This is a genomic window from Salinarimonas soli, from assembly GCF_008386575.1.
Lineage (GTDB): Bacteria > Pseudomonadota > Alphaproteobacteria > Rhizobiales > Beijerinckiaceae > Salinarimonas_A > Salinarimonas_A soli.
Genome location: NZ_VUOA01000035.1, coordinates 50,412 through 76,207 on the forward strand (window position 1 = coordinate 50,412; position 25,796 = coordinate 76,207).

Genomic DNA, 25,796 nt, shown 5'->3' on the forward strand with positions numbered 1-25,796 from the left:
CATCCATGATCAGAACCAGCCAAGAGGCGGCGGCACGGCTCACCCGGCGGGGCCGATGGAGCCTGCCCGAGGTCGTCTTCTGGGCGGCGGCGGCGGCGAGCGTCGTCCTGCTTCCGGACCGCTATCTGCTCCTCAACGAGATCGTCGTCATCGGGCTCTTCGCCCTCTCCCTCGACCTCATCCTCGGCTATGCCGGAATCGTGTCGCTGGGGCACGCGGCCTTTTTCGGGCTCGGGGCCTACGTGGCGGGGCTGCTCGCCAAGCACGGCGTCGCAGACCCGTTCCTGGGCCTGGGGCTGGCTGCGGCGCTCGCGGCGGCGCTGGGGCTCGCGACGAGCTTCTTCGTCCTGCGCGGCACGGACCTCACCAAGCTCATGGTGACGCTCGGCTTCGCCCTCGTGCTGGCCGAGATCGCCAACCAGGCCGCCTGGCTCACCGGCGGGGCCGACGGGCTTCAGGGCGTCGTCATGGGCCCGGTGCTCGGCTTCTTCGAGTTCGACATCTTCGGGCGCACGGCCTACGTCTACAGCCTCGCCGTGACCTTCGCGCTCTTCGTCGTGGCGCGGCGGATCGTCGTCTCGCCTTTCGGCCTCTCCCTCAAGGCGATCCGCGACAATCCCCTGCGGGCCCGCGCGGTCGGCATCCCCGTGAACCGCCGCCTCGTCGCGGTCTACACCCTCTCGGCGGCTTATGCAGGCGTTGCGGGCGCGCTGCTTGCGCAGACGACCCAGTTCGTCTCGCTCGACGTGCTCGCCTTCCACCGATCGGCCGACGTGCTCCTCGTCCTCGTCATCGGCGGGGTCGGCTACCTCTATGGCGGCCTCGTCGGCGCGGTGCTGTTCAAGGTGCTCCAGGACAACCTCGCGGCCATCACGCCGCAATATTGGCACTTCTGGATCGGCGTGCTCCTCGTGATCCTCGTCCTCGTCGGCCGCGACCGCGTCGCCGCCGCGCCCCAGGCCGTCTGGGGCCGCCTCACCGGACGGCGCTCCGCCGCCCCCTTGCGGCTCGATCCGAAGCCCGTCGAGGACGCCTGACATGGACACCGCCCTCGAGACCGTCGGCCTTGCCAAGCGCTTCGGCGGCATCGTCGCCACCGACGACGTCTCCTTCCGCCTGGAGCGCGGCGCCCGCCACGCCCTGATCGGCCCGAACGGCGCCGGCAAAACGACGTTCGTGAACCTGCTCACGGGGGTGCTGCCGCCCTCCGCCGGCCGCATCCTGCTGGGAGGCGAGGACATCACGTCCCTCACGGCCGAGGCCCGCGTCCGCCGGGGTCTCGCCCGGACCTTCCAGATCAACCAGCTCTTCCCGGCCCTCACGCCCCTGGAGACGCTGGGCCTCGCGGTCTCCGAGCGCCACGGCGGCGGCAGGGACTGGTGGCGCGTGGTGGGGGGCCGGCGCGAGATCGCGGACGAGATCGTCGAGATCGCCGGCCGCTTCCGCCTCCTCGACGTGCTCGACGAGCGCACCTCGAACCTCGCTTACGGCAAGCAGCGCCTCCTGGAGATCGCGGTCGCCTTCGCGTGCCGCCCGCGCGTCCTCCTCCTCGACGAGCCTGCCGCCGGCGTCCCGGAGGCGGAGCGCCGCGAGCTTCTCGACACCGTGGCGGCCCTGCCGCGGGACGTGTCGGTGCTTCTCATCGAGCACGACATGGACCTCGTCTTCTCCTTCGCCGATCGGATCTCGGTCCTCGTCGACGGCGCGCTCCTCACGCAAGGAACGCCCGCCGAGATCGCCGCCGATCCCCGCGTGCGCGCGGTCTATCTGGGGACCTCCGTCGATGGCTGAGCTTCTTGCGGTCCGCGGCCTTCGCGCCGGCTACGGCCCGGCCGTCGTCATCGACGGAATCGACCTGGCGCTCGCCGAGGGTCAATCCATGGCGGTGCTCGGGCGCAACGGCACGGGCAAGACCACCCTCCTCAACACGATCATCGGCGTCACCCGCCATCACGGCGGCACCATCGCGCTCAAGGGCCGCGATGTCACCGCCTTCTCGCCCGACCGGCGCGCCGTGTCCGGCATCGGCTGGGTGCCCCAGGAGCGCAATGTCTTCCGCTCGCTCAGCGTCGAGGAGAACCTGACCGCCGTGGCCCGTCCTGGCCTCTGGACCGTGGCCCGGGTCTTCGAGCTGTTCCCCCGCTTGGCGCAGCGCCGGACCAATCTCGGCAACCAGCTCTCCGGCGGCGAGCAGCAGATGCTCGCCATCGGCCGCGCCCTGATCCTCAACCCGAGCCTGATCCTTCTCGACGAGCCCACCGAGGGGCTCGCGCCCATCATCATCGAGGAGCTGCTCGCCGCGCTTGCGCGCCTCACCCGCGAGGAGGGCCTGTCCGCCCTCATCGTCGAGCAGCACGCCCAGAAGATCCTCGCCGTCACGGACCGCGCGATCATCCTCGACCGGGGCACCATCGTGCACGAGGGCACCAGCCGCGCGCTCATCGACGATCCCGAGCCGCTCGAGCGCCATCTCGGCGTGGGCAGCCGAACTCCTCACGCCGCCTAATCCCACGGAGCCAAGATCCATGAACCGCACCCGCCCGCCCTTCCGCGCCGACCAGGTCGGCAGCCTTCTGCGCAGCGCGCCCTTGAAGGAGGCACGCGAGAAGCGCGCCGCCGGGCAGATCGAAGCTGCCGCCCTGAAAGAGGTGGAGGATGCCGAGATCCGCAAGATCATCGCCCGCCAGGAAGCCACCGGGCTGAAGGGCATCACCGACGGCGAGTTTCGCCGAGCCTATTGGCACTTCGACTTCCTGGAGCAGCTCGACGGCGTCACCTCGGTCGATGCGGATTCGGGCATGAACTTCAAGGGCGGCGTCGGCATTGCCAAAGCCCTGCGCATCACCGGCAAGGTCGGCTTCTCGGGCCACCCGATGATCGACCACTTCCGGTTCCTTAAGGAGAACGTCTCGGCGGGCTCGACCCCGAAGATGACGATCCCGGGCCCGAGCATGCTCCACTACCGGGGCGGCCGGAAGATGATCAACATGGGGCTCTACCCGGAGATGGACGCCTTCTACGCCGACGTCGGCGCGGCTTACGGCAAGGCGGTCCACGCCTTCTACGACGCGGGCTGCCGCTACCTCCAGCTCGACGACATCTCCTTCGCCTATCTGTGCGATCCCGAGCAGCGCGAGATGCTGCGCTCGCGCGGCGACGATCCCGAGCGCCAGCCCGACATCTATGCCGGCATGGTGCGGAAGGCGCTGGAGAACAAGCCCGACGACCTCGCGATCACCATGCACCTGTGCCGGGGCAACTTCCGCTCGACCTTCATCGCGTCGGGCGGCTACGAGCCGGTGGCCGAGGTGCTGTTCAACGCCATGCCCGTCGACGGCTACTTCATGGAGTGGGACACCGACCGCGCCGGCGGCTTCGAGCCCCTGCGCTTCCTGCCCAAGGGCAAGCACGTGGTGCTCGGCCTCGTCACGTCGAAGACGGGCGTGCTGGAGGCCAAGGACGACGTGAAGCGGCGCATCGACGAGGCGACGAAGTATGTCGACCTCGACCAGCTCTGCCTCTCGCCGCAATGCGGTTTCGCCTCCACGCAGGAGGGCAATACGCTGGCCGAGGACGAGCAGTGGGCGAAGCTCGCCATGATCGTCGAGATCGCGCAGGAGGTCTGGGGTGCCCAGGCCGCCCAGTCCGTCGCGAAGGCGTCCTGACCTGTCCAGCCGGGGCCCCGCAAAGGTGCGGGGCCCCCCTTCTTGAAACGAGGATCAGGCCGATGGCCCTCGACGACGAGTTCCTGCAGCGCGACCTGTCGCAGCATCCGCCGGCGCTGACGCCGGGCTACCGATCCAGCGTGCTGCGTGCGCCCCGCGCACCGCTCCTCTCCCTCGACGCCACCCTCTCCGAGGTCACGGGCCCCGTGTTCCGCGCGGACGAGCTGGGTCCCCTCGACCACGACCTCATCCGCAACTACGCGCATGGCGGGGAGCCGATCGGGGAGCGCATCATCGTCCATGGCCGTGTCATGGACGAGAATGGGCGCGGCGTGCCCCATACCCTCCTCGAGGTCTGGCAGGCCAATGCGGGCGGGCGCTACCGCCACGTCAACGACCGCTATCTCGCCCCCGTCGATCCGAATTTCGGCGGCTGCGGGCGCTGCCTCACGGACGAGACGGGCGCCTACGTCTTCCGGACCGTGAAGCCCGGCGCCTATCCGTTCCGCAACCAGATCAATTCCTGGCGCCCGGCCCATATCCACTTCTCGCTCTTCGGCTCAGGTCTCGCGCAGCGCCTCATCACCCAGATGTATTTCGAGGGCGACCCGCTCATCCGCAACGACGCCATCGCGGGCACCATCCCCGACGCGAGCGCTGTCGACCGACTGGTCGCGCGCCTCGACATGAACGCCGCCGTACCCCTCGACTGCCTCGCCTATCGCTTCGACATCGTCCTGCGCGGGCGCCGCCAGACGCTGTTCGAGAACAAGCTCCAGGGAGCCTGAACCCATGTCCTCCTTCCGGGAAACTCCCTCCCAGACCGCCGGCCCCTATGTCCATATCGGGCTCATCCCCCGGCAGGCGGGCTTTGCGATCTACGAGCGCGAGCTCGGCAACGTGCTGGTATCCCCCACGACCCGGGGTGAGCGCATCCGCATCGAGGGCCGGGTGCTCGACGGGATCGGCGCGCCGGCCCGCGACGCTCTCGTCGAGCTGTGGCAGGCCAACGCCGACGGCCGCTATGCCCATCCCGCCGACAAGCAGGAGAGCAAGGCGCAGGACCTGCAATTTCGCGGCTTCGGGCGCGCGGGCACGCATTTCGAGACCGGCCTGTTCGTGTTCGAGACGATCAAGCCGGGGCCGGTCGCGGGCCGGGCCGGGCAGCCGCCCATGGCGCCGCACGTGAACCTCTGGCTCGTGGCGCGGGGCATCAATCTCGGCCTCGCGACACGCATGTATTTTGCGGACGAGGAAGCGGCCAATGCCCGTGATCCCGTCCTCGCGCTGGTCGAGCCCATGCGCCGCCCCACCTTGATCGCACGGCGCGAGGACCGCGCCGAGGGTCCGGCCTATGTCTTCGACATCCGCCTCCAGGGCGAGGCCGAAACCGTGTTCTTCGACGTGTGAGGGCGGCCATGAAAACTGTCGTCGTCGCGGTCGCGATCACCGGCTCGGTGCCGCGCAAGAAGGACAACCCGGCCGTTCAGATCCTGCCGCCCGAGCAGGTCGAATCGACCCGTCAGGCCTACGAGGCGGGCGCGACGCTGGTTCATCTCCACGTGCGAAACGACGACGAGCCCCCTCCTCTGACCCGGAACGCTTCCGGGCCGTGCGGGAGGGCGTGCACGCCGCCTGTCCCGGCATGATCATGCAGTTCTCCACCGGCGGGCGCGGGCGCGGGCGCGGCCCCTCGGCCCAGGGCTCCTCGCTGTTCCTCAAACCCGACATGGCGTCGCTCTCGATCGGCTCGGTGAATGTCCCGACGACCGTCTACGAGAACCACACAACCCCCGTGGAGGCGCTGGCGCTCAGCATGCTTGTGGCCGAGCTCGCTGGCCGTAACGCGAGGAGCGACGCGCAGCGCAGTCACGGCGAGACCCGGGCCCTACGCTGGTAGCACCTCGGCGACGAGGCCTATGCCTCCTTGCTCCGGTGGACGGCGCGGGCGCGAGCCGCTGCCGAGGATGGATGGTACGAAAAGCTGACCGACGGGATGTCGCAAGCCCTGCGAGATCTATGCCGGCAGATCTGGCCCCGAGGGAAGGGGCACATCACCATGTACTCCGTGAGGCACGAGTTCGCGGCTCTGGGAAAACTGAGCCACTCAGGAGACCGAGGTGGGCCCGGGTGGACGAGCTTCCCGCGCGCGGTGAACCGCTCGACTTCAACCCCACCTTCGCGAGGAGCGAACGGGGAATGCGCGAGTGGAACACGGGCTTCCTTGTTGATGCTGTTGACCTTATTGAACAGTGAAAGACGTTGCTTGACCTCACCTAGCGGTGTCCCAGCAACACCCCACTGCTCGCTCAAAATTGTCTGAACAATATTGACCTTGCGGGTGAAGTCCAAGTTCGCCGCCACGATGATAGCCGCGACCTCATTCAGAGAGAAGCTTAGCAACCGCTCGATCAAGCGCCTGCTCCATCCGAGCGAAGTCGTGCATAAAGCGCCCGACGAGGGCACACGCTGCCGACAGCGCCTCGTCCGGCAGAGCATCTGGGCGGTCGTCGGGCAGCATCACGCCTGCCTCCAGAAATCAGGCCTCGTCGGCCCCTGTGTTGATCAGGCCATCCCAGGCACGACGCGACTCGGCCTTCGCCTCCGCCGTCCGGAACGGGCGAATCTCCGCGCTCACGAAGTTCAGCGATCCGATGTTGATGATGCGCTCTGGCGAGCCCATGAAGCTCGCGAGCTTGATCAGCGGCAGGGCCACTTCCGCGACCTCCGCGGTGAAGGTGCACTCGCCCTCCTCCTCGACCATCCGGAACGTGTACTCGCGGCCAGCTTCGAACATCCCGACCTCGCTCTCGTGTTGCCACAATGTTGCATGGAACGGAGGGTAGCACGCGGAAAACCCACGTAAATCAAGGGAACGTGTTGCAAGCTTTGGAAACACGTTCAGCCGGTGGCACGGGCACGAAAAAGCCCGCTAAGCCATTGGGGCAAGCGGGCGTTTTAAGTGGTAGCGGAGGAGGGACTCGAACCCCCGACACGAGGATTATGATTCCTCTGCTCTAACCAGCTGAGCTACTCCGCCCCGGCCCCGCGGCCCATGGGCCCCGCTCGGGTGTGCGGGGGGTATAGGGAGGGTGTGCGGGACTTGTCAAGCGGGTGCGCGAGGGTCCGCGTCAGGTGCGTTTCTTGAGGCGCATGAGCTTGAAGAAGCCCGCCGGAAAGAGGGGCGCCACCTCCAGGACGTCGATGTCGCCGCGGCGCCTGGCCCAGGCCTCGACGCGGCTGATCTTGAAGGCGGAGCTCCAGCCCACGCGCTTCATGAGCGGCGCCACGGCCTCCTCGACCCGCGCCACGGGCCCCGCGTCGCCCGAGAGCTTGCTCGAGATCACGATCTCGCCGCCCGGCCGCAGGACGCGCACGCATTCGTCGAGCGCGCCTTCCGGATCGGGCACGAGGGTGATCACGAAAGGCACGGCGACCGCGTCGAAGCGCCCGTCGGGGAAGCCGAGGCGGCAGGCGTCCATGGAGGCGAGGCCCACGACCTGGCGCATGCCCGCCGCCTTCTCCTGCGCCTTGCGCAGCATGTGCTCCGACAGATCGACGCCCACCACCCGGCAATGGGCCGGGTAGTAGCGCAGCACCAGGCCCGTGCCGACGCCGACCTCCAGGATGTCGGGCCCGGCGGCGGCGGCACCGAGCGCGGTGCGCCGGTGGGCGTCGGAGAGAAGCTTGTTGTAGACCTTGTCGTAGATCGGGGCCCAGCGCTCGTAGACGCGCTTTTGTCCTTCGAGGTCGTACTGCACGGCCATGCGGCGGGGCTCCAGGCGAGAGATCAGGCGGCGGCGACGAGGGCTTCGCGGCGGGCGATGACGCCTCCGCCCAGAACCCGCGCCCGCGGGCCCTCGCCATCATAGAGGACGCAGGCCTGGCCCGGCGAGACGCCGTCCTCCGGCCGCAGCAGCTCGACGCCCGCCGCGCCCTCGCTCCAGCGCAGGAGCGCAGGCTGGGGCGGGCGGGTGGAGCGCACCCGGGCCGCGACCTCCAGGCCCTCGGGGCCGATGGCGTCGAGCGGCGTGTCGCCGAGCCAGTTCAGGTCGCGCAAGGGGATGATCCGGGTGGCGAGCGCCTCGCGGGGGCCCACCACCACCCGGGCGCGCTCGGCGTCGAGCGCCACGACGAAGAGCGGCTCGCCCACCGAGAGGCCAAGCCCCCGGCGCTGGCCCACCGTATAGTGGACGATGCCCCGGTGCTCGCCGAGCACCCGCCCGTCCACATGGACGATCTCGCCCGCCTGCACGGCGCCGGGCTTCAGGCGCTCGATCACGTCCGAATAGCGCCCCTGGGGCACGAAGCAGATGTCCTGGCTGTCGGCCTTGTCGGCGATGGCGAGGCCGAACTCGCGGGCGAGCGCCCGCGTCTCGCGCTTGTCGAGCTCCCCTAAGGGAAAGCGCAGGAGCGACAGCTGCTCGGGTGTGGTGGCGTAGAGGAAGTAGCTCTGGTCGCGCTCGGGGTCCGCGGCGCGGTGCAGCGCGCGCCGACCGTCGGGCAGGGCACGGCTTGCCACGTAGTGGCCCGTGGCGAGCGCGTCGGCGCCCAGATCCACGGCGGTGGCGAGAAGATCGCGGAACTTGATGGAGCGGTTGCACTCCACGCAGGGGATCGGCGTCTCGCCCGACAGGTAGCTCTCGGCGAAACGGTCGATCACCGCCTCGCGGAAGCGGGACTCGTAGTCGAGGACGTAATGCGGGATGCCGATGGTCTCGGCGGCGCGCCGAGCGTCGTGGATGTCCTGGCCGGCGCAGCAGGCGCCCCTGCGGTGGACCGCCGCGCCGTGGTCGTAGAGCTGGAGCGTGATCCCGACCACGTCGTAGCCCTCGCGCTTGAGCAGGGCCGCCACCACCGACGAGTCGACGCCGCCCGACATCGCCACGACGACGCGGGTCTTCGACGGCTCGGAGGGCAGGTCGAGGCTGTTGGGCATGGCATCATCCGGGCGCGCGTGGGATCCGCCTCCCGCCGCGCGCTGGGCCCTCTATAGCGGCGGTCGGCCGTTTCTGCCAGCGGCCCGGCAAATCCTGCCGGGGACGGGCGGGAGCGACGGAGGTGGCGAACCCCGAAATCGTTGGCGCCTCTGGACTTTTCAAGGGCGGGCGTCTGGCGCGGGCCTTGCGTGGGAGAGCGGGCCACCAACCGCGACCCGGTCCCATGCGCGACGCCGCTCCCGTCTCCCCTCCCCGCTCCGCCGCCGCCGAGCGCGCGCTCGCCCGCGCCGAACCGCCCGGGCAGGAGAAGCGCGCGGACGCGCCCTCCTTCGAGGACGCGCTCGCGGAGGCTCCGGGCACCGAGCCCGGGACACCGGCCGTCCCCGCTGGGGCCAAGCCCAAGGACGCGAAGGCGCCGAACGCCTCCGAGGCGCCTTCCGAGGGGGCCGGGCAGCCGGCCCCTCCCGGCCCAGCCCTGGCCGCCGACCTTCTCGCGATCATCGCCGCAGCCTCCACGCCCAAGGCACAGCCTACCCCGGCGAAGGCCGTGGAGGCCGAAGCGGCCGAGGCCGCGACGGAAGCCGGGCCAGAGGAGAAGAGCGAGGGCGAGGCGGAGCCGGCAGCCGGACCGGTTCCCTTGGCCGGCGCCGCCCCGACCCCGGCCGTCGCCGTTCCGGCGCCCGTCGCCCCATCCCTCCCCGCCCCCAATCGCCCCGTGGCCGGGGCTGGGGCGGACGAGGCCGGCATCGCTGGCGTGGGCCCATCCACGGGGCCCGACGCGCCCGTTCAGGCCGACGGTGTGCCCGCGCCGGCCGTTCCCGCAGCGCCGGTCGCCGCCGCGGTTGGCGGCGAGGACGAGCTCGCCTCGGACCAGGCGAGCGCGCCTCAGGCATCGGCGAAGCCGCCGGAGGCGGGACAAACGGAGCCGACGCCGCCCGCGCCTCCGCCCCACCCGTCGGCGCCCCATGCTGCCCTGAAAGCCGCGGGCGCGCGGGCCAAGCCGGAGGGCGAGGAGCGGGAGGGTGGAAAGCCCGTCGAGGGCCGCCGCGACGCGGAGCCCGCGAGACCCCTTCCCGAACCCCGGGGGCGGGACGACGCCCCCTCGGGCGCGGGCTTCGAGGCCCTGTCGCGGGCGCTGGGCCCGGGCGCCCCGGCGGCGAACGCCACCCCGGCGCCCGCGGCGCCGCCCGTGCCCGTGCTTCAGAACGTGCCGCTGGGCGCCGTGCCCGTGGAGATCGGCCTCAAAAGCCTCGCCGGGATGAACCGCTTCGAGATCCGCCTCGATCCGGAGGATCTCGGGCGCATCGACGTGACCCTCGAGATCGGCGACGCGGGCGAGGTGAAGGCCCGTCTCGTGGTCGACCGGGTCGAGACCCTGGCCCTGCTCCAGCGGGACGCCAAGACCCTGGAGCGCGCCTTCGAGCAGGCGGGGCTCAAGGCCACGGACGGCTCCGTGGACATGCAGCTGCGCGACCAGGGCTCCCAGCCCGGCTCGCGCGGCGAGCGGGGCCGCGACGACCGCCCGGGCCGCGAGCCCGGGCCGCCCCTGGAGCGCCAGCCCTCCAGCCCTCCGCCGCAGGCCCGCCCGATCTGGCGCGGCACGGCGGGCATCGACATGAGGATCTAGCCCATGGCCACCGCAGCCGCTGCCGTCAACAGCATCGCCCGGAGCGCCGCCACCTCGGGCGAGGCGAAGAGCCGGAACTCGATCGCGAACAATTTCGACTCGTTCCTGCTCCTCCTCACCACCCAGCTCAAGAACCAGAGCCCCCTCGACCCGCTCGACACGAACCAGTTCACGCAGCAGCTGGTGCAGTTCGCCTCGGTGGAGCAGCAGCTTCGCACCAACGACACGCTGAAGGCGCTTCTCACCAACGCGCAGACCTCCACCGTGTCGAACGCGGCGAGCTTCGTGGGCCTGCAGGTGACGGCGGACGGCGCCTCGACGCGGCTCACCGACGAGGGCGCCTCGTGGACGCTGACCGCCCCGAAGGCCGTCGCCCGCGCGACCCTGACCATCAAGGACACCGAGGGGAACGTGGTCGCCACGAGCCTGCGCCCCCTGGCGGCGGGCTCGCAGGCCTTCACCTGGGACGGGCGCACGAGCACGGGCCAGAAGGCGCCCGCGGGCGACTACACCATCACCGTGACGGGCGTGGACGCGGGCGGCGCGAGCGTCTCGATCAAGACGGAGATCCAGGGCCGGGTGGATTCCGTCGACGTGAGCGGGAGCGAGACGATCCTCGCCATCGGCAAGCTGCGCGTGCCGCTCGCCAACGTGAAGGCGGTCTCCCGGCCGGTGGGCCAATGAATGCAGCGCAATCGTGGCATCGACGCGAATCACACGCTTGCACTTAGGCAAATCTTAAGCGCGGACGCCTACTGTCCTCATACAAGGTCAGTTGTAGTGTGTGAGCGTATCATGACCGAAACCCATCGCCCGAGGGTCAAATATGTCATCGGGCCCGACGGAAGTCCTCTGACGGTCGCCGACCTCCCCCCGCCCAACACCCGACGTTGGGTGATCCGCCGCAAGGCGGAGGTGGTCGCGGCGGTGCGCGGCGGCCTTCTCAGCCTCGAAGAGGCCTGTCAGCGCTATACGCTGACGACCGAAGAATTCCTGAGCTGGCAAGCCTCCATCGACCAGCACGGCCTGGCTGGCCTGCGCACCACGCGCATCCAGCATTACCGCCAGTAAAGGCCGCCTTTTCGGCACGACGGCGCCGGGTCCGAGCGATCCGGCGCCGTCGTGCTTTTCACGCTCCGCCGCGCGTGCTTGGATGGGGCACCCCTTCCCTGCCGAGGATCGCGTCGTGGAATTGAAAGCCCCCGGCTCCGTGCCGTCCCGCCAGGTCTCGCCCGACGCCTTCACGGGGACGGTCTGGCAGGACCCGATCATCGACGCGCCGGCGCCCGCCCGCCTTCGGGCCGCCCGGGTGAGCTTCTCGCCCGGCGCCCGCACGCATTGGCACACCCACCCCTTGGGCCAGACCCTGCACGTCCTGTCGGGCAGCGGACGCTTCCAGACCTGGGGCGAGCCCGTGCGCGAGATCCGCGCCGGCGACACCGTCTGGATCCCGCCGGGGGAGAAGCACTGGCACGGCGCCGGCCCTCAGACCGCCATGGTGCACATCGCCATGCACGAGGCGGAGGGCGGCACGCATGTGACGTGGCTCGAGCCCGTGACGGACGAGCAATATGCGGTGGGGCCGGGATAGGCCTGGCCTGGCCCACGGGGCCGTCGGCCGATAGCGACGGCGGGCTCGCGCCGCCCCTACGGCTCCAGCTCGGTGTCCCAGTAGAGATAATCCATCCAGCTCTCGTGCAGATAGTTCGGCGGGAAGAGGCGGCCGTTCTGGTGCAGGTCGTGGATGGAGGGGGAGAAGGGCGGCTGGTGGGGCCACATCCCGGCGTCGCGCGGGAGCAGGTCGCTTTTGCGCAGGTTGCACGGGGAGCAGGCCGTGACCACGTTCTCCCAGGTCGTCTGCCCGCCCTTGGAGCGGGGAATGAGGTGATCGAAGGTGAGATCGTCGCGGCTGCCGCAATATTGGCAGGTGAAACGGTCGCGCAGGAAGACGTTGAAGCGGGTGAAGGCCGGGTTGCGGCTCGGCTGGACATAGGTCTTCAGCGAGACCACCGAGGGAAGACGCATCTCGAAGCTCGGACTTCGAACCGTCTTGTCGTAGCTGGAGACGATGTTGACGCGGTCGAGGAACACCGCCTTGATCGCGTCCTGCCAGGACCAGATCGACAGGGGATAATAGCTCAGGGGCCGGTAATCGGCGTTGAGCACCAGCGCCGGACAGGCCTCGGGTCGCACCACAGGCTGAACGTGGATCGTCACACCACCTCCTCCGATCGGACGAGGGAAGAACTCCCGTTGATAGAAGTCTACGCCGATCGTGCCGCCCTTGTGAACCCCGGCCGGTGTCGCAGCGCGAATTGCGTGTGGAAGGGGGGAGCGGGCGCCGCTGGGCTCCCTCCCCACAAGGGGGAGGGTTGGGATGGGGGGTGCCGGCGGTGCCGGGTCCGGAAAGGTCACCGGCCGATCGGTTGAGCCTCGTTCCGCTCGACCTCAGAGGCTGACCCGAAAGGGCTTGCTCCTGTCCCCCTCATGCTGAGGTGCCCTGCGAAAGCAGGGCCTCGAAGCACGCAGGACGCTGCCACAGCCGTCTGGCGATCCCTGGAGCGCCCTTCGAGGCCCACTTCGTGGGCGCCTCAGGACGAGGTGGGAGGTGGGCCGTCCTTATGAGTCAGCCTCTCAGTCGCCCCCACCCCTAGCCCCTCTCCGCAAGGGGGAGGGGAACGCGTCGCGCTCGGGAGGCCTATACCCGCCTGTCGACCAGGGTCCCCTGGCCTTCGGGGGCCGGCGGGCCAGACGGCGGCGGGGCTGCCTCCTCGATCACCTTGACGAGCCCCCGCTCGGCGCCCGCCTGCATCTTCAGCGCCAGCAGCTCCATGGCCTGCTCGCGCTGGTCGCCGCGCGCGGCGCTCCAGGCCTGCGCGATGCCGGATGTCTGGGTCATGCCCGTCCCCCTTCGTCGCCGCCCAGGATGCCGGGGAGCCGTTGGGGAGGCATTAAGGAATCGAGTCGAAAGCCGCGGGACTAGCGGGTCGGGATCGGCTTCTCGCCGCGATAGTCGTAGAACCCGCGCTTCGCCTTCCGGCCGAGCCAGCCCGCCTCGACATATTTCACGAGGAGCGGACAGGGGCGGTACTTGGTGTCGGCGAGGCCGTCATGGAGCACCTGCATCACGGAGAGGCAGGTGTCGAGCCCGATGAAGTCGGCGAGCTGGAGCGGCCCCATGGGGTGGTTGGCGCCAAGCCGCATGGCGGTGTCGATGGAATCGACCGAGCCCACGCCCTCGTAGAGAACGTAGATCGCCTCGTTGATCATCGGCAGCAGGATGCGGTTCACGATGAAGGCGGGGAAGTCCTCCGCCACCGTCACCGTCTTGCCGAGCTTCTCGACGAGCTCGCGGGCGGCCTCGAAGGTGGGGTCCTCCGTCGCGATGCCGCGGATGAGCTCCACGAGCTGCATCACCGGCACCGGGTTCATGAAGTGGATGCCGATGAAGCGCTCGGGCCGGTCGGTGGAGGCGGCAAGGCGCGTGATGGAGATGGAGGAGGTGTTGCTGGCGAGGATCGTCTCGGGCCGCACCGAGGGGCACACGGACTGGAAGATCTTGCGCTTGACCTCCTCGTTCTCGGTCGCCGCCTCGATGACGATGTCGCAGGGGCGGAGATCGTCGTAGGTGGCGGCGGGCACGATGCGGTCGAGGGCCGCCTGGCGGACATCCTCCTCGATCGCGCCCTTCGCCACCTGCCGGGCCATGTTGCCGTTGATCGTGGCGAGGCCCGCATTGATGCGGTCCACGCTGAGATCGTTCAGCCGCACGTCGAAGCCCGCCAGGGCGCAGACATGGGCGATGCCGTTGCCCATCTGCCCGGCGCCGATCACGCCGATCGTCTTGATCGAGTTGGCCATCAAAGCCTCACACCCCACGCCGCCGCCGCAACCTTTATGCTTCGCCGCCGGTCTTTGCTAGTTCCTGCTGCAACTCCGGCAGGATGGTGAACAGGTCGCCCACGAGGCCGTAATCGGCGACCTGGAAGATCGGCGCCTCCTCGTCCTTGTTGATGGCGACGATGATCTTCGAGTCCTTCATGCCGGCGAGATGCTGGATGGCGCCCGAGATCCCCACCGCGATGTAGAGGTCCGGCGCCACCACCTTGCCGGTCTGGCCGACCTGCCAGTCGTTGGGGGCGAAGCCCGCGTCGACGGCCGCGCGCGAGGCGCCCATGGCGGCCCCGAGCTTGTCGGCGATGGGCTCGATGTACTTCGTGAAGTTCTCCGCCGAGCCCAGAGAGCGGCCGCCCGAGATGATGATCTTCGCCGAGGTGAGCTCCGGCCGGTCGGAATGCGCGATCTCCGAGCCCTTGTATTGCGACAGGCCCGGATCCTCGGCGGCGGGCGCCGTCTCGATCGCCGCGCTCCCGCCCCCGGCCCCCGCCTGAAAGGTGGAGGTGCGCACGGTGAGCACCTTCTTGGCGTCGGTGGCCTGCACCGTCTGGATCGCGTTGCCCGCGTAGATCGGTCGCTCGAAGGTGTCGGGCGAGATCACCTTGGTGACGTCGGACACCTGCATCACGTCGAGGAGGGCCGCGACGCGAGGCATCACGTTCTTGCCCATGGTGGTGGCGGGCGCCAGCACCGTGTCGTAGGGCCCGGCGAGGCCGGCGATGAGCGCGCCGAGCGGCTCGGCGAGGGCGTGCTCGTAGCCCGGGCTCTCCGCGACCAGAACCTTCTCGACGCCCTCGAGCTTCGCCGCGGCCTCCGCGGCCGGGCGGCAGCCCTGGCCGGCGACGAGGACGTGGACCGGCGAGCCGATCTGGCGGGCGGCCGAGACGGCCTTGGCGGTGGCGTCCTTGAGGGACGCGTTGTCGTGTTCGGCGATGACGAGAACGGCCATGATCAGAGCACTCCGGCTTCGTTCTTGAGCTTGGCGACGAGATCCGCGATGGAGCCGACCTTCACGCCGGCCTGGCGCACGGGGGGCTCGGCGGTCTTGATCACCTTGAGGCGGGGCGACAGGTCGACGCCGAGCGCCTCGGCGCTCGTCTCGTCGAGGGGCTTCTTCTTCGCCTTCATGATGTTGGGGAGCGACGCGTAGCGCGGCTCGTTGAGGCGCAGGTCCGTGGTCACGATGGCCGGCAGCTTCAGCGAGACGGTCTGGAGGCCGCCGTCGACCTCGCGGGTGACGTCCACCGTGCCCTCGCCGAGCTCCACCTTCGAGGCGAAGGTGCCCTGCGCCCAGCCGATGAGGGCGCCGAGCATCTGGCCCGTCTGGTTGGCGTCGTCGTCGATGGCCTGCTTGCCCATGATGACGAGGCCGGGATTCTCGTTGGCGATGATCGCCTTGAGGATCTTGGCCACCGCGAGGGGCTCGACGGTCTGGTCGGTCCTCACGAGGATGCCGCGGTCGGCCCCCATGGCGAGCGCCGTGCGGATGGTCTCGGCGGACTGGGCCGGGCCGATGGAGACGGCGACGATCTCGGTGGCCTTGCCCTTCTCCTTGAGCCGGATCGCCTCCTCGACGGCGATCTCGTCGAAGGGGTTCATCGACATCTTCACGTTCGCGAGCTCGACCCCCGAACCGTCCGGCCGGACCCGGATCTTCACGTTGTAGTCGACGACGCGCTTGACGGGCACGAGGATCTTCATGGGCTTCCCATTCCCTCATGGATGCGGTGGGGCCACGCACGACGCGACCCGGGGGCGCGGCACGGGCCCGCCCCGTTCTTGGAGACGCGGACCGTAACGACGCACCTTCGCCCTTGTCAACGCGGCGTGAGCGCTTGCCTGGGGGTTGCTCAGGCCCGCCCGAACAGGAGGACGCCGGGGCGCCGCATGACGAGGATCAGGGCGGCGCCGACGCCGAGCCCGCCCAGATGCGCGAACCACCCCACGGACTCGTCGCCCCCGAGGAAGGCGGCGCCGATCTGGAACAGCACCCAGACCGAGATCGCCCAGCTCGCCCGCAGGCGCAGCGGGATGCCCTTGAGGAAGAGCCCCCACACCTGGACCCTGGGGTGAAGCATCACATAGGCCGCCACGACCCCGGACACCGCCCCCGACGCTCCGATCAGCGGGTGGATCGACCCGGGATCGAGCAGGGCGTGAGCGAGCCCCGCGCCGATGCCGCACAGGACGTAGAAGAGGAGGAAGCGCCCGTGCCCGAGCGCGTCCTCCACGTTGTCGCCGAACACCCACAGGAAGAGCATGTTGCCGACGAGGTGCAGCCAGGTGGCGTGCAGGAAGAGGCTCGTCGCGAGCGTCAGGGGCGCCGGCACCAGGGGCAGCCCGTCGGGCAGGGCCTCGGTGCCGAGCAGGACCGAGGGGATGAGGCCGAGCCCGGCATAGATCCAGGTGACGTCGAGGGGCAGGAGGCCCGAGACGATCGCGAGATGGACCAGGATGCAGGCCGCCAGGATCGCGCGGGTCACGAATGGTGCCCGCACGAACCGCATGGGCACGCCGTCGTGGAGCGGAATGAACAAGTGGGTTACCGGTTCTGGCCCGGAACCCAGAGGACGTCCCGGCCGCCCTTGTCGTTCACGTAGCGCGAGGCGACGAAGAAGAAGTCAGACAGGCGGTTGAGATATTTCACCGCTTCCGGCGACACGGCCTCGTCCGGCTTGTGGCTGAGCTCCACCACGAGGCGCTCGGCCCGCCGGCAGACGGTACGGGCGAGATGCAGCGCCACCGCGGTCGGGGTGCCCCCGGGCAGGACGAAGGAGCGCAGGGGGCTCAGGTGCTCGTTGAGGGTGTCGATCTCCCGCTCCAGGCGGTCGACCTGGCCTTGCGTGATCCGAAGGGGCTCGTAGCCCAGCGGCTTGTCGGTGGCGGGCGTCGCGAGATCGGCGCCCAGATCGAACAGGTCGTTCTGGACGCGTCCGAGCATCGCGTCGACGAGCGGGTCGGCCTCGGCGCAATGGAGGCGGGCGAGGCCGAGGCAGGCATTGGTCTCGTCGACGGTGCCATAGGCCTCGACGCGCAGGTCGAACTTCGCGCGGCGCTCGCCCGTGGCGAGGCCCGTGGTGCCGGAATCACCCGTGCGCGTGTAGATCCGGTTCAGGACGACCATGGATCGATCAGAAGGAATAGCCGAAGCGGGCGCCGATATTGGTGAGGCCGCGGTTCTGGTTGCAGATGCCGGCGTTCGAGAGATGCTCGACCGTCGCCATGACGTTCCAGTTCTGGCTCAGGCGGAAGCCGATGGAGGCGGACTCGCGAAACAGCGGCGAGCAGCCCAGCGCCGAGCGGTCGGCGGGGATGACGCGGCCGGTCTCGCCGTTGTGGATCGCGCCGCCGAAGCTCGCCTCGACGAAGACGCGCTCGGTCACGTCCACGGTCCAGGTCAGGCCCGCGAAGGCGAAGCTCGTCGCGTCGCCGAGATTGAGGCTCGCGCCGATATGGGGGCGCGGGACGAAATAGCTCGTGAACAGGTCCGCCGGGGTGAAGGGCTTGGCGAAGAGCACCTCGGCATGGAGGTTGGCCGAGCCGGCCTCGGGGCTCCAGGGATCGTGCGCGAAGGCGCCGAAACGGACCTCGGAGATGAAGCTCGGCTGGAGCGCCACGGGAACGGGCATCGGCTGGGGCGCCGCAGGCCGCCGGGCGACATCGGCCGCGATTGCGGCTCCAGCCGCAAGCTGCGCGATCGCAATCCCGAGCGCCAATCCAGCAAGCCGCATCCGATGGTTCTCCTCCAACGCCGCGGTGTCTTACCATAATGGCAAAGCCGCGGCAGCCCCGGCCGCAGGCTTTCCCGATGGTTTCCTTAACCTGAGGCATTTTCGCCTCAGGTCGCCTTGCGGAAGATGGGCGCCGGAGGGGCGCCCGGGGTCCGTCAGACGCGGGTCAGGCGCTGGGCGCCGCGCCACAGCATCGGCACGGCCAGGCCCACGATCGCCACCTTCAGCGCCTCGCCCAGCAGGAAGGGCTGGACGCCGGCCGCGAAGGCCTTGGCAAGCCCGATGCCGGAGACGCCGCTCGGCATCGCGGCGAAGAAGGCCAGCCACAGGCAGCCCATCGCCAAAAGGACGAGGTCGGCGGCGAGCACCGCGCCGACGAAGGCGACGGGATGGCGGGTCAGGCCGCGGTCGGCCGCGGCGCCCACCATGGCGGCGGCGACGACGAAGCCCGCGAGGAAGCCGCCCGTGGGGCCCATGAGGTAGAGGGGCCCGGGCACGGCAGGGGGCGTGTTGACGAAGACCGGCAGGCCGGCGAGGCCCTGCGCGAGGTAGAGCAGCACGGTCGCGACCGCGAGGCGGCGGCCGACCAGGGCGCCGAGCGCGAGCACCGCGAGGGTCTGCAGCGTCATCGGCACGGGCCAGAACGGCACCGAGACCTTGGCCGACAGGGTGAGAAGCGCCGAGCCGAGCACGGCGAGCACCACGGACCGCAGGAGGCCCGGGCGTTCGCCCACGGGCCAGAGCAGACCGGCCACGGTGCCCGGGAGAACGGAGACAGGGTTTGAGCCGCCAGCCATGGGATCCTAACCTTCATGAGGGTGGGGCGCCCTGGATTGGCCAAGCGCCGTGGCTCGCTCTATAGGTCCGAAGCGGCAGCGCCTCAAGGCGCAAACGGACGGGATCCAGCGCCTTGGCGGACGACATCACCTTCGATCAGGATTTCGGCGCCGAGCCCGGCCGCCTCGCCGAGCTCTCCCCCCTCGTCCGGCGGATCGTGGCGGCCAACGGGGGGCCCGTGACCTTCACGGGAACCTGCACCTATCTCGTGGGGCGCGGCACGGTCGCCGTGATCGACCCCGGCCCCGACGACCCGGCCCACGTGGCGGCGATCCTCGACGCCGTGCGCGGCGAGAGCGTGAGCCATATCCTCGTCACGCACACCCACCGCGACCATTCCCCGGCCGCCGCGGCCCTCAAGGCGGCGACGGGCGCACTCCTCGTCGGCTGCGCGCCCCACCACGCGGCGCGAAGCCTCGCCGAGGGCGAGGCGAACCGCCTGGAGGCGAGCAACGACCACGCCTACGCGCCCGATCAGGTCATGCGCGACGGCGACGCGGTGTCGGGGCCGGGCTGGACCTTGGGGGCGGTCGAGACCCCCGGCCACACGGCCAACCACCTCGCCTTCGCCCTGCCCCAGGAATCCGCCCTGTTCTCGGGCGACCACGTCATGGCCTGGTCCACGACGTTCATCGGCCCGCCCGACGGCTCGATGACGGAGTACATGGCCTCCCTCGACAAGGTGCGCTGCCGCGACGAGACGATCTATTGGCCGGGCCATGGCGGGCCGGTGCGCGAGCCGCGGCGCTTCGTGCGCGCGCTCCTGCACCACCGCCGCCAGCGCGAGGCCTCCATCCTCAACCGCCTGGAGGCCGGCGACCGCACCATCGGCGAGATGGTGCCCGCCATCTATCAGGGGCTCGCCCCGGCACTGCGGGGCGCCGCGGCGCTCAACGTCTTCGCCCACCTCGAGGACCTGGTGCGCCGGGGGCTCGCGACGAGCGAGGGCGCGCCGACCCTGGAGGGGCGCTACGCGAGGGCGCGCTGACGCGCCCTCGCCGGGCGGCTCAGCCCTTGAGCATCGCCTCGATCTCGGCCCGCAGCTGGGGCCCGAGATCCCCACGCTCCAGGCCATAGGCCACGTTCGCCATGAGAAAGCCGATCTTGGAGCCGGTGTCGTAGGTGCGGCCCCGGTAGCGCATGCCGAAGAAGGACTGGCTCTGGGACAGCGTCTTCATGGCGTCGGTGAGCTGGATCTCGCCGCCCGCGCCGCGCTCCTGGGTCTCCAGGATCTTGAAGATCTCCGGCTGGAGGATGTAGCGGCCCGAGATGATGAGGTTGGAGGGCGCGGTGCCGGCCTTGGGCTTCTCCACCATGCCCTTGATCTCGAAGGTGTTCCCGAAATCCTCGCCCACCGCCACGATGCCGTATTGGTGCGTCTGGTCCTCGGGCACCTCCTCGACGGCGATGAGGTTGCCGCCGTGCCGCGCATAGGCCTCGAGCATCTGGCCCATGCAGCCCCGCGAGATCATGTCGGGCAGGAGCACCGCGAAGGGCTCGTCGCCCACGATCTCCCGGGCGCACCAGACCGCGTGGCCCAAGCCCAAGGGCTCCTGCTGGCGGGTGAAGCTCGTCTGGCCGGCGGCGGGGAGCTCGGCCTTCAATTGCTCCAGCTCCTTGGTCTTGCCGCGCTTGGCCAAGGTGTCGTTGAGCTCGTAGGCGATGTCGAAATGGTCCTCGATCACCGCCTTGTTGCGGCCGGTGACGAAGATGAAGTGCTCGATCCCCGCCTCCTTGGCCTCGTCGACCACGTATTGCAGCACGGGCCGGTCGACGACCGTCAGCATCTCCTTCGGCATCGCCTTCGTGGCGGGCAGGAAGCGGGTGCCGAGACCGGCGACGGGAAGGACGGCTTTGCGGATGCGCTTCATCGAGACGGGTCCATGGGACGGGAGAGGGTTGCGGGGCTCATTAAGCGAACCGACGCCCAAACGCGAGGGGAGCGCTCGCGGTTGCGTCGTGCGTTGTCACGCTTGACACCTTAATGGAACCTGAAGCGTTTGGGACTAGCTTTCGCGCTAGACGACGACGATGGAGAGACCGGGATGGCGGTGTTGGTAACGGGCGGAGCCGGCTATATCGGCAGCCACATGGTGCTGGAGCTGCTCGACGCGGGCGAGAGCGTGGTGGTGCTCGACGACCTCTCGACCGGGTTCCGGCGGGCGGTGCCGGCGCAGGCCCAGTTCGTCCAGGGCGACATGGGGGACGGGGCATTGGTGGCCCGCACCATCGCGGAGCACGGCATCGACGCCATCGCGCATTTCGCGGCCCGCATCGTGGTGCCGGAATCGGTCTCGGACCCGCTGGGCTACTACCTGAACAACACGGTGAAGTCGCGCGCGCTGCTGGAGGCCGCCGTGAAGGGCGGCGTGCGCCACGTGATCTTCTCCTCGACCGCGGCGGTCTACGGGGAGCCCTCGGTCAATCCCGTTCCCGAGGACCTGCCCCTGGAGCCGATCAATCCTTACGGCCGCTCCAAGATGATGACGGAGTGGATGCTCCAGGACTCGGCCCGGGCCTATGGCCTCACCTACGTGGCGCTGCGCTATTTCAACGTCGCGGGGGCCGACCCCAAGGGCCGCTCGGGCCAGTCGACGCCGCAGGCGACCCACCTCATCAAGGTGGCCTGCCAGGCGGCGCTGGGCCAGCGCCCCTATCTCGACGTGTTCGGCACCGACTACCCGACGAAGGACGGGTCCTGCGTGCGCGACTACATCCAGGTGTCGGACCTCGCCCGCGCCCATGTCCTGGCGCTGGACCATCTGCGCAAGGGCGGCGACAGCCTCACCCTGAATTGCGGCTACGGCCAGGGCTATTCGGTGCTGGAGGTGATCGACGTGGTCAAGCGCGTGTCGGGCGTGGATTTCGAGGTGCGCCTCTGCCCCCGCCGCCCGGGCGACCCGGCGGCCCTGATCGCGGGGGCCGACCGCGTGCGCGAGGTTCTGGGCTGGCAGCCGCGCTACCAGAACCTGGAACGCATCGTGGAGCAGGCGCTCGCCTGGGAGCGCTCGCTCGCCGAGAGCGAGGCGGCCTGAGAGGCGGGCCAGCCATAGGGAGGGCCCACTCTCCCACCTCGTCCTGAGGCGCGAGCGGAGCGAGCCTCGAAGGGCGCTCCAGGGATCTCCCTCCGGCTCACGACGGTGCCGCGTGCTTCGAGACGCCCGCTGACGCGGGCTCCTCAGCATGAGGGGTGATGAGACCGTCGTCTCGAGCCAACCTCTGACGAAAGGGCCCCGACGCGAAAGCGCCCCGACCGGAGGTCGGGGCGCTTTCGCAGATCGGGTGGGCGCTCAGGTGTCGACGATGTCGTCGTCGGCGGGGCTCGGCGCCTGGCGGATGCCGTAGCGGCGCTCCAGGCCGGGACCCGCGTAGCGCGGACGCTCGCCGAACTCGCCGGGAGCCCGCGGGGCGCGCTCGGGGCGGTCGGCGGGGTCGCGGCCGATCTTGGGAAGGAGGTGAGCGATGTCGAGGAACTCGTCGGCCTGCCGGCGCAGCTCGTCGGCCACCATCGGGGGCTGGGTCGAGATGGTCGACACGACCGAGACCCGCACGCCGCGCCGCTGCATCGCCTCGACGAGCGAGCGGAAATCGCCGTCGCCGGAGAACAGGTACATCTGGTCGATGTGGGGCGCGAGCTCGAGGGCGTCGATGGCCAGCTCGATGTCCATATTACCTTTCACCTTGCGGCGTCCGGTAGAATCGACGAACTCTTTGGTCGGTTTCGTGACGACGCGATAGCCGTTGTAATCGAGCCAGTCGATCAAGGGGCGGATGGAGGAATACTCCTGGTCCTCGACGAGCGCGGTGTAATAGAAGGCACGAACGAGGTGGCCACGGCCCTGGAATTCTTTCAGGAGGCGCTTGTAGTCGATGTCGAAACCGAGGGTCTTCGTCGTCGCATACAGGTTGGCGCCGTCGATGAAGAGGGCGATTCTTTGTTGTCCGATCATCGATGCGATCTCTTCTGGAGCATGGAAGCGGGCTGTTTGAAAATTCCGGTCGAGCGAAGCGCCCCCACAGGCCACCACGACACCGACTGCGCAACCTTCTAACACTCAACCGGCTTTAGCGCGATATATCCCAACTTACGATGCGAATTTTAGGTTATTTGTAGGAGAAGGGATCCCCGCCCGTAATTCCGGCAGAAATAATGAATTGTTAACCCTAACCTCCCCTGCGGAAGGGGGGCAGGCGGCAGCGGCGCCCCCCAGGGCGTCGCGGCGGGACGAGATCTTGATGGTGGAAGGGCTTGCGGCGGCTCGCATGCCGTAAAGGAAGGCGCCGTCGGCCCGTTGTCGCGCGGTCTGCGCACGCCTGAACGTGCCCGATCTTCTCCGGCGGAATGGACGGCGTGGATCAAGCTGCCGCCGGGCCGCGACCATCGGCGACAGCAGCCGACGCGCCCTCGCGGCGCGCGGGGGGCTTCAAGCCTTGAGCGCGCGGCTTCCGGGCTTCACGGCCGGGATGGCGGCGAGGTCCGGCGGCAGGGCGTCGGGGGCGTGATTGGGGATGTCGAGGGTCGCGAGCGCCACGAGAGGCACCGGCAGCTCCGCCCGGCCGCCGGAGCGGTCGATGAGGCAGGCCGCGCCCAGGACGGTGCCCGGGTGCTCCGCGAGCGAGGCCAGGCACTCCCGGGACGATAGCCCCGTGGTGACGATGTCCTCCACCATCACGACCCGCGCGCCCTCGGGGATCGCGAAGCCGCGCCGCAGCTGGAAGACGCCGTTCTCCCGCTCGACGAAGATCGCCTTGGCCCCCAGGTGCCGCGCCGTCTCGTAGCCCGGCACGATGCCGCCGACCGCCGGCGAGACCACGACGTCGACGGTCCCGAACCGCTCCTCGATCTTGGCCGCAAGCGCCCGACACAGGCGCTCGGTGCGCGCGGGGTCCTGGAAGACGAACATCTTCTGCAGGAACACCGACGAATGGAGGCCCGAGGAGAGGACGAAATGCCCCTCCAGCAGGGCGCTGGCGGCGCGGAACTCGTCGAGGACGTCGTCTTGGGTCATGGCGCAGGTCCGGGATGTCGGGCTGTTCTGGCAGGTTGGCAGGGTCGCCGCAAGGGAGCGCCATCCCCCGCCCCCTTGCGGGGAGGGGTCAGGGGTTGGAGTCGTGACGCCAACCTGCGTCGGTCCAGAACAGGGCTGTACGAGCGTGCGTTCTCCCCACCTGCCCGCCAGCTCCGACTTTACGACCCTCACCCCCAGCCCCTCCCCGAAAGAGGGTGGGGAGGTCAGGTGCCCTCCCCGAGCAGCCCGTCCACGAAGCCCTTCAGCCCCGTGCGGCGCGCCCGGCGCAGGCGCTCGGCGGCGAGGATCGACTTCAGGTCCATGTAGGTGCGGTTGAGGTCGTCGTTCACGAGGACGTAGTCGTAGGCTCCCCAGTGCGCGATCTCGTCGCGCGCGTTGCGCAGGCGCCGGGCGATGACCTCCGGGCTGTCCTCGGCCCGGCGCTCCAGGCGGGCGCGCAATTCCTGCAGCGAGGGCGGCAGGATGAACACGCTCACCACGTCCTCGTCCATCTTCTCGACGATCTGGCGGGTGCCCTGCCAGTCGATGTCGAACATCATGTCCTCGCCGGCGGCGAGCGCCTGCTCCACGGGCTTGCGCGGCGTGCCGTAGAAATTGCCGTGCACCTCGGCCCATTCGAGAAGGTCGCCGCGGTCGCGCAAGCCCTCGAAATCGTCCTTCTCGATGAAGCGGTAATGCACCCCGTCGATCTCGGAGGGGCGGCGCCCGCGGGTGGTCACCGAGACCGAGAGCCGGATGGAATGGTCCTCGCGCACGAGGTTGCGGGTGAGCGTCGACTTGCCGGCGCCCGAGGGCGAGGACAGGATGAGGAGCAGGCCGCGCCGGGTCTCGCGGGCGGCCGGCGGCCGGGGATTGTCGGGCATCAGGGCCTACTCCACGTTCTGGACTTGCTCGCGGAACTGCTCGACCACGGCCTTGAGGTCGAGGCCGAGCCGCGAGAGGGCGACGTCGTTGGCCTTGGCGCAGAGCGTGTTCGCCTCCCGGCCGAACTCCTGGGCCAGGAAGTCGAGCCGGCGCCCCACCGCGCCCCCCAGCCCCAGCATCTCGCGGGCGGAGGCGACATGGGCGTGCAGGCGGTCGAGCTCCTCGCGGATGTCGGCGCGGGCGGCAAGCAGCGCCGCCTCCCCGTGCAGGCGGGCGGGATCGAGCGCCGTGCCCGTCTCCATCAGGGCCGCCACCTGGGCGGCTAGGCGCTCGCGGATCGCCTCGGGGCGCCGTCCCGGATGCTCGTCGGCGGCCGTGACGAGGGCCTCGATCGCGTCGAGCTGGCCCGCGATCACCTCGGCGAGGGCTCGGCCCTCCGCCAGGCGCGCCTCGACGAGCGCGCGCACGAGCCCGGGGATGGCGGCCCGCAGGTCGGCGGCGAGCGCCTCCTGAAGCGGCGCGTCGTCGGCCTCCTCGATCTCGACGACGCCGCGCACCGCGAGCAGCCCGTCGACGGAGGCCGGCCGCACGCCGTCGGGCAGCGTGGTCTCGCGCAGGGTCGCCAGAAGCGAGTCCAGCACCTCGCGGTTGATCCTCACCCGGGGCGCGCCGGCGGCGCGGGCGAGCGCGAGGCCGAGCTGGCACTGGCCCCGCCCCAACGCCTTCTGCAGGGCGGCGCGCGCCTCCTCGCCCACGGCGTCGAAGCCCGGCGGCATGCGGACGCGGACGTCGAGCCCCCGCCCGTTCACGGACTTGATCTCCCAGGCCCACTGGTAGGGACCCGTCGCCCCCGCCTCCCGGGCAAAGCCCGTCATGCTCGCGATCGCCAAGGGCTCCGCTCCTTACATCCGAAGTGGCGCGGACCATAAGGGGGACGGAAAAGCGGTCAAGGGGCGCGGGTGTCGCCGGGTGGAGCGCCCTCCCCTCTCCCGGATGGGAGAGGGGTCGGGGGTGAGGGTGGCGAGGTCGAACCGGTTCTCTCGAAGCTTTCCGCTTGTCATGGCCGGGCTTGACCCGGCCATCCACGCGGGACCGTGGTTCTGGGTCCCCGGGTCAGGCCCGGGGATGACCGGGTGTGGTGCCCAACGAACCTCCCGGCGTGGTACCCCCCCCCCCCCCCCCCCCCCCCCCCCCGCGGGGGGGGG

31 protein-coding genes, 1 tRNA gene and 1 pseudogene are annotated in these 25,796 nt (G+C 70.0%); 14 read left to right on the forward strand and 19 right to left on the reverse strand.

The features are described 5' to 3' along the window. Window positions 1–5: 5 nt before the first annotated feature. The 8 genes and pseudogenes from F0L46_RS19690 (at window position 6) to F0L46_RS27110 (ending at window position 5,921) form a co-directional block, all read left to right on the forward strand. Window positions 6–1,037, forward strand: coding sequence for a branched-chain amino acid ABC transporter permease (locus tag F0L46_RS19690; protein ID WP_149820735.1), 1,032 nt, complete (start codon window positions 6–8; stop codon window positions 1,035–1,037). Between the two features lies 1 nt (window position 1,038). Further along, the gene (locus F0L46_RS19695; protein WP_149820736.1) at window positions 1,039–1,791 is read left to right on the forward strand and encodes an ABC transporter ATP-binding protein; all 753 of its coding nucleotides are present in this window, start codon (window positions 1,039–1,041) and stop codon (window positions 1,789–1,791) included. Then, window positions 1,784–2,506, forward strand: a complete 723-nt coding sequence (locus F0L46_RS19700) for an ABC transporter ATP-binding protein (protein ID WP_149820738.1) — start codon at window positions 1,784–1,786, stop codon at window positions 2,504–2,506. The genes F0L46_RS19695 and F0L46_RS19700 overlap by 8 nt, the downstream gene beginning before the upstream one ends. A 19-nt stretch (window positions 2,507–2,525) precedes the next feature. Next, window positions 2,526–3,665: a 5-methyltetrahydropteroyltriglutamate--homocysteine S-methyltransferase gene (locus F0L46_RS19705; protein ID WP_149820740.1), complete on the forward strand. Its 1,140-nt coding sequence runs from the start codon at window positions 2,526–2,528 to the stop codon at window positions 3,663–3,665. 62 nt (window positions 3,666–3,727) lie between these two features. Beyond that, window positions 3,728–4,453 (forward strand): protocatechuate 3,4-dioxygenase subunit beta, encoded by a 726-nt coding sequence (pcaH, locus tag F0L46_RS19710; RefSeq protein ID WP_149820742.1) that lies wholly within the window; start codon window positions 3,728–3,730, stop codon window positions 4,451–4,453. A gap of 4 nt (window positions 4,454–4,457) precedes the next feature. Beyond that, window positions 4,458–5,075, forward strand: coding sequence for a protocatechuate 3,4-dioxygenase subunit alpha (pcaG, locus tag F0L46_RS19715; RefSeq protein WP_149820744.1), 618 nt, complete (start codon window positions 4,458–4,460; stop codon window positions 5,073–5,075). An 8-nt stretch (window positions 5,076–5,083) separates the two neighbouring features. Next, a pseudogene (locus F0L46_RS19720) lies at window positions 5,084–5,485 on the forward strand (3-keto-5-aminohexanoate cleavage protein); the annotation flags it as partial. Between the two features lie 310 nt (window positions 5,486–5,795). After that, complete coding sequence (locus F0L46_RS27110) at window positions 5,796–5,921, forward strand: hypothetical protein (RefSeq protein WP_276315611.1); 126 nt, start codon at window positions 5,796–5,798, stop codon at window positions 5,919–5,921. 124 nt (window positions 5,922–6,045) lie between these two features. On the opposite strand, the gene F0L46_RS26285 is transcribed toward F0L46_RS27110, so the two are convergent. The 5 genes from F0L46_RS26285 to mnmA all read right to left on the reverse strand — a co-directional run bounded on the left by F0L46_RS26285 (window position 6,046) and on the right by mnmA (window position 8,604). After that, window positions 6,046–6,186 (reverse strand): hypothetical protein, encoded by a 141-nt coding sequence (locus tag F0L46_RS26285; protein ID WP_188312056.1) that lies wholly within the window; start codon window positions 6,184–6,186, stop codon window positions 6,046–6,048. An 18-nt stretch (window positions 6,187–6,204) separates the two neighbouring features. Further along, complete coding sequence (locus F0L46_RS19725; RefSeq protein ID WP_149820746.1) at window positions 6,205–6,462, reverse strand: hypothetical protein; 258 nt, start codon at window positions 6,460–6,462, stop codon at window positions 6,205–6,207. Between the two features lie 166 nt (window positions 6,463–6,628). Beyond that, window positions 6,629–6,705 (reverse strand) — tRNA-Met (locus F0L46_RS19730). Between the two features lie 91 nt (window positions 6,706–6,796). Beyond that, window positions 6,797–7,432 carry a class I SAM-dependent methyltransferase gene (locus F0L46_RS19735; protein WP_149820748.1) on the reverse strand — a complete coding sequence of 212 codons (636 nt, stop codon included), beginning with the start codon at window positions 7,430–7,432 and terminating at the stop codon, window positions 6,797–6,799. Between the two features lie 23 nt (window positions 7,433–7,455). Beyond that, window positions 7,456–8,604: a tRNA 2-thiouridine(34) synthase MnmA gene (gene mnmA, locus F0L46_RS19740; protein ID WP_149820750.1), complete on the reverse strand. Its 1,149-nt coding sequence runs from the start codon at window positions 8,602–8,604 to the stop codon at window positions 7,456–7,458. Between the two features lie 224 nt (window positions 8,605–8,828). Between mnmA and F0L46_RS26950 the strand changes: the two genes are divergently transcribed. The 4 genes from F0L46_RS26950 to F0L46_RS19760 all read left to right on the forward strand — a co-directional run bounded on the left by F0L46_RS26950 (window position 8,829) and on the right by F0L46_RS19760 (window position 11,823). Next, a complete protein-coding gene (locus tag F0L46_RS26950; protein WP_149820752.1) occupies window positions 8,829–10,232 on the forward strand; it encodes a flagellar hook-length control protein FliK in 1,404 nt (467 codons plus the stop codon). Between the two features lie 3 nt (window positions 10,233–10,235). Then, window positions 10,236–10,916 carry a flagellar hook assembly protein FlgD gene (locus F0L46_RS19750; RefSeq protein WP_149820754.1) on the forward strand — a complete coding sequence of 227 codons (681 nt, stop codon included), beginning with the start codon at window positions 10,236–10,238 and terminating at the stop codon, window positions 10,914–10,916. Between the two features lie 111 nt (window positions 10,917–11,027). After that, window positions 11,028–11,303: a CtrA inhibitor SciP gene (sciP, locus tag F0L46_RS19755; RefSeq protein ID WP_149820756.1), complete on the forward strand. Its 276-nt coding sequence runs from the start codon at window positions 11,028–11,030 to the stop codon at window positions 11,301–11,303. A gap of 115 nt (window positions 11,304–11,418) precedes the next feature. Continuing rightward, the gene (locus tag F0L46_RS19760) at window positions 11,419–11,823 is read left to right on the forward strand and encodes a (R)-mandelonitrile lyase (RefSeq protein WP_188312057.1); all 405 of its coding nucleotides are present in this window, start codon (window positions 11,419–11,421) and stop codon (window positions 11,821–11,823) included. A 56-nt stretch (window positions 11,824–11,879) separates the two neighbouring features. Here F0L46_RS19760 and F0L46_RS19765 read toward each other — a convergent pair whose 3' ends face one another. From F0L46_RS19765 to F0L46_RS19805, 9 genes are all read right to left on the reverse strand, one after another. Further along, complete coding sequence (locus F0L46_RS19765; protein ID WP_188312058.1) at window positions 11,880–12,449, reverse strand: HNH endonuclease; 570 nt, start codon at window positions 12,447–12,449, stop codon at window positions 11,880–11,882. Between the two features lie 481 nt (window positions 12,450–12,930). After that, the gene (locus F0L46_RS19770) at window positions 12,931–13,131 is read right to left on the reverse strand and encodes a hypothetical protein (RefSeq protein WP_149820760.1); all 201 of its coding nucleotides are present in this window, start codon (window positions 13,129–13,131) and stop codon (window positions 12,931–12,933) included. A gap of 80 nt (window positions 13,132–13,211) precedes the next feature. Further along, window positions 13,212–14,093: a 3-hydroxybutyryl-CoA dehydrogenase gene (locus F0L46_RS19775; protein WP_149820762.1), complete on the reverse strand. Its 882-nt coding sequence runs from the start codon at window positions 14,091–14,093 to the stop codon at window positions 13,212–13,214. 34 nt (window positions 14,094–14,127) lie between these two features. Then, the gene (locus F0L46_RS19780) at window positions 14,128–15,078 is read right to left on the reverse strand and encodes an electron transfer flavoprotein subunit alpha/FixB family protein (RefSeq protein WP_149820764.1); all 951 of its coding nucleotides are present in this window, start codon (window positions 15,076–15,078) and stop codon (window positions 14,128–14,130) included. 2 nt (window positions 15,079–15,080) lie between these two features. Beyond that, complete coding sequence (locus F0L46_RS19785) at window positions 15,081–15,830, reverse strand: electron transfer flavoprotein subunit beta/FixA family protein (RefSeq protein ID WP_149820766.1); 750 nt, start codon at window positions 15,828–15,830, stop codon at window positions 15,081–15,083. Window positions 15,831–15,979: 149 nt separating this feature from the next. Continuing rightward, window positions 15,980–16,666, reverse strand: coding sequence for a rhomboid family intramembrane serine protease (locus F0L46_RS19790; protein ID WP_188312059.1), 687 nt, complete (start codon window positions 16,664–16,666; stop codon window positions 15,980–15,982). 5 nt (window positions 16,667–16,671) lie between these two features. Then, window positions 16,672–17,253 (reverse strand): cob(I)yrinic acid a,c-diamide adenosyltransferase, encoded by a 582-nt coding sequence (locus F0L46_RS19795; protein ID WP_149820768.1) that lies wholly within the window; start codon window positions 17,251–17,253, stop codon window positions 16,672–16,674. A gap of 7 nt (window positions 17,254–17,260) precedes the next feature. Then, window positions 17,261–17,860, reverse strand: a complete 600-nt coding sequence (locus tag F0L46_RS19800) for an acyloxyacyl hydrolase (RefSeq protein ID WP_149820770.1) — start codon at window positions 17,858–17,860, stop codon at window positions 17,261–17,263. A 155-nt stretch (window positions 17,861–18,015) separates the two neighbouring features. Beyond that, entirely contained in the window at window positions 18,016–18,657 is a 642-nt protein-coding gene (locus F0L46_RS19805; protein ID WP_149820772.1) for a biotin transporter BioY, read from the reverse strand. 113 nt (window positions 18,658–18,770) lie between these two features. On the opposite strand from F0L46_RS19805, the gene F0L46_RS19810 reads away from it, so the two are divergent. After that, the gene (locus tag F0L46_RS19810) at window positions 18,771–19,685 is read left to right on the forward strand and encodes an MBL fold metallo-hydrolase (RefSeq protein WP_149820774.1); all 915 of its coding nucleotides are present in this window, start codon (window positions 18,771–18,773) and stop codon (window positions 19,683–19,685) included. Between the two features lie 19 nt (window positions 19,686–19,704). Here F0L46_RS19810 and galU read toward each other — a convergent pair whose 3' ends face one another. Further along, window positions 19,705–20,568 (reverse strand): UTP--glucose-1-phosphate uridylyltransferase GalU, encoded by an 864-nt coding sequence (gene galU / locus F0L46_RS19815; protein ID WP_149820776.1) that lies wholly within the window; start codon window positions 20,566–20,568, stop codon window positions 19,705–19,707. 174 nt (window positions 20,569–20,742) lie between these two features. Here galU and galE point away from each other — a divergent pair, with 174 nt between their 5' ends. After that, window positions 20,743–21,732: a UDP-glucose 4-epimerase GalE gene (gene galE / locus F0L46_RS19820; protein ID WP_149820778.1), complete on the forward strand. Its 990-nt coding sequence runs from the start codon at window positions 20,743–20,745 to the stop codon at window positions 21,730–21,732. 255 nt (window positions 21,733–21,987) lie between these two features. Here the strand turns inward: galE and F0L46_RS19825 are convergent, their stop codons facing one another. The 4 genes from F0L46_RS19825 to F0L46_RS19840 form a co-directional block, all read right to left on the reverse strand. Next, the gene (locus F0L46_RS19825; protein ID WP_149820780.1) at window positions 21,988–22,647 is read right to left on the reverse strand and encodes a LabA-like NYN domain-containing protein; all 660 of its coding nucleotides are present in this window, start codon (window positions 22,645–22,647) and stop codon (window positions 21,988–21,990) included. Between the two features lie 474 nt (window positions 22,648–23,121). Beyond that, window positions 23,122–23,706 carry an orotate phosphoribosyltransferase gene (gene pyrE, locus F0L46_RS19830; RefSeq protein ID WP_149820782.1) on the reverse strand — a complete coding sequence of 195 codons (585 nt, stop codon included), beginning with the start codon at window positions 23,704–23,706 and terminating at the stop codon, window positions 23,122–23,124. A 224-nt stretch (window positions 23,707–23,930) separates the two neighbouring features. Then, window positions 23,931–24,590, reverse strand: coding sequence for a guanylate kinase (gmk, locus tag F0L46_RS19835; RefSeq protein ID WP_149820784.1), 660 nt, complete (start codon window positions 24,588–24,590; stop codon window positions 23,931–23,933). 6 nt (window positions 24,591–24,596) lie between these two features. Then, window positions 24,597–25,481, reverse strand: coding sequence for a YicC/YloC family endoribonuclease (locus F0L46_RS19840; RefSeq protein ID WP_149820786.1), 885 nt, complete (start codon window positions 25,479–25,481; stop codon window positions 24,597–24,599). Between the last annotated feature and the right edge of the window lie 315 nt (window positions 25,482–25,796).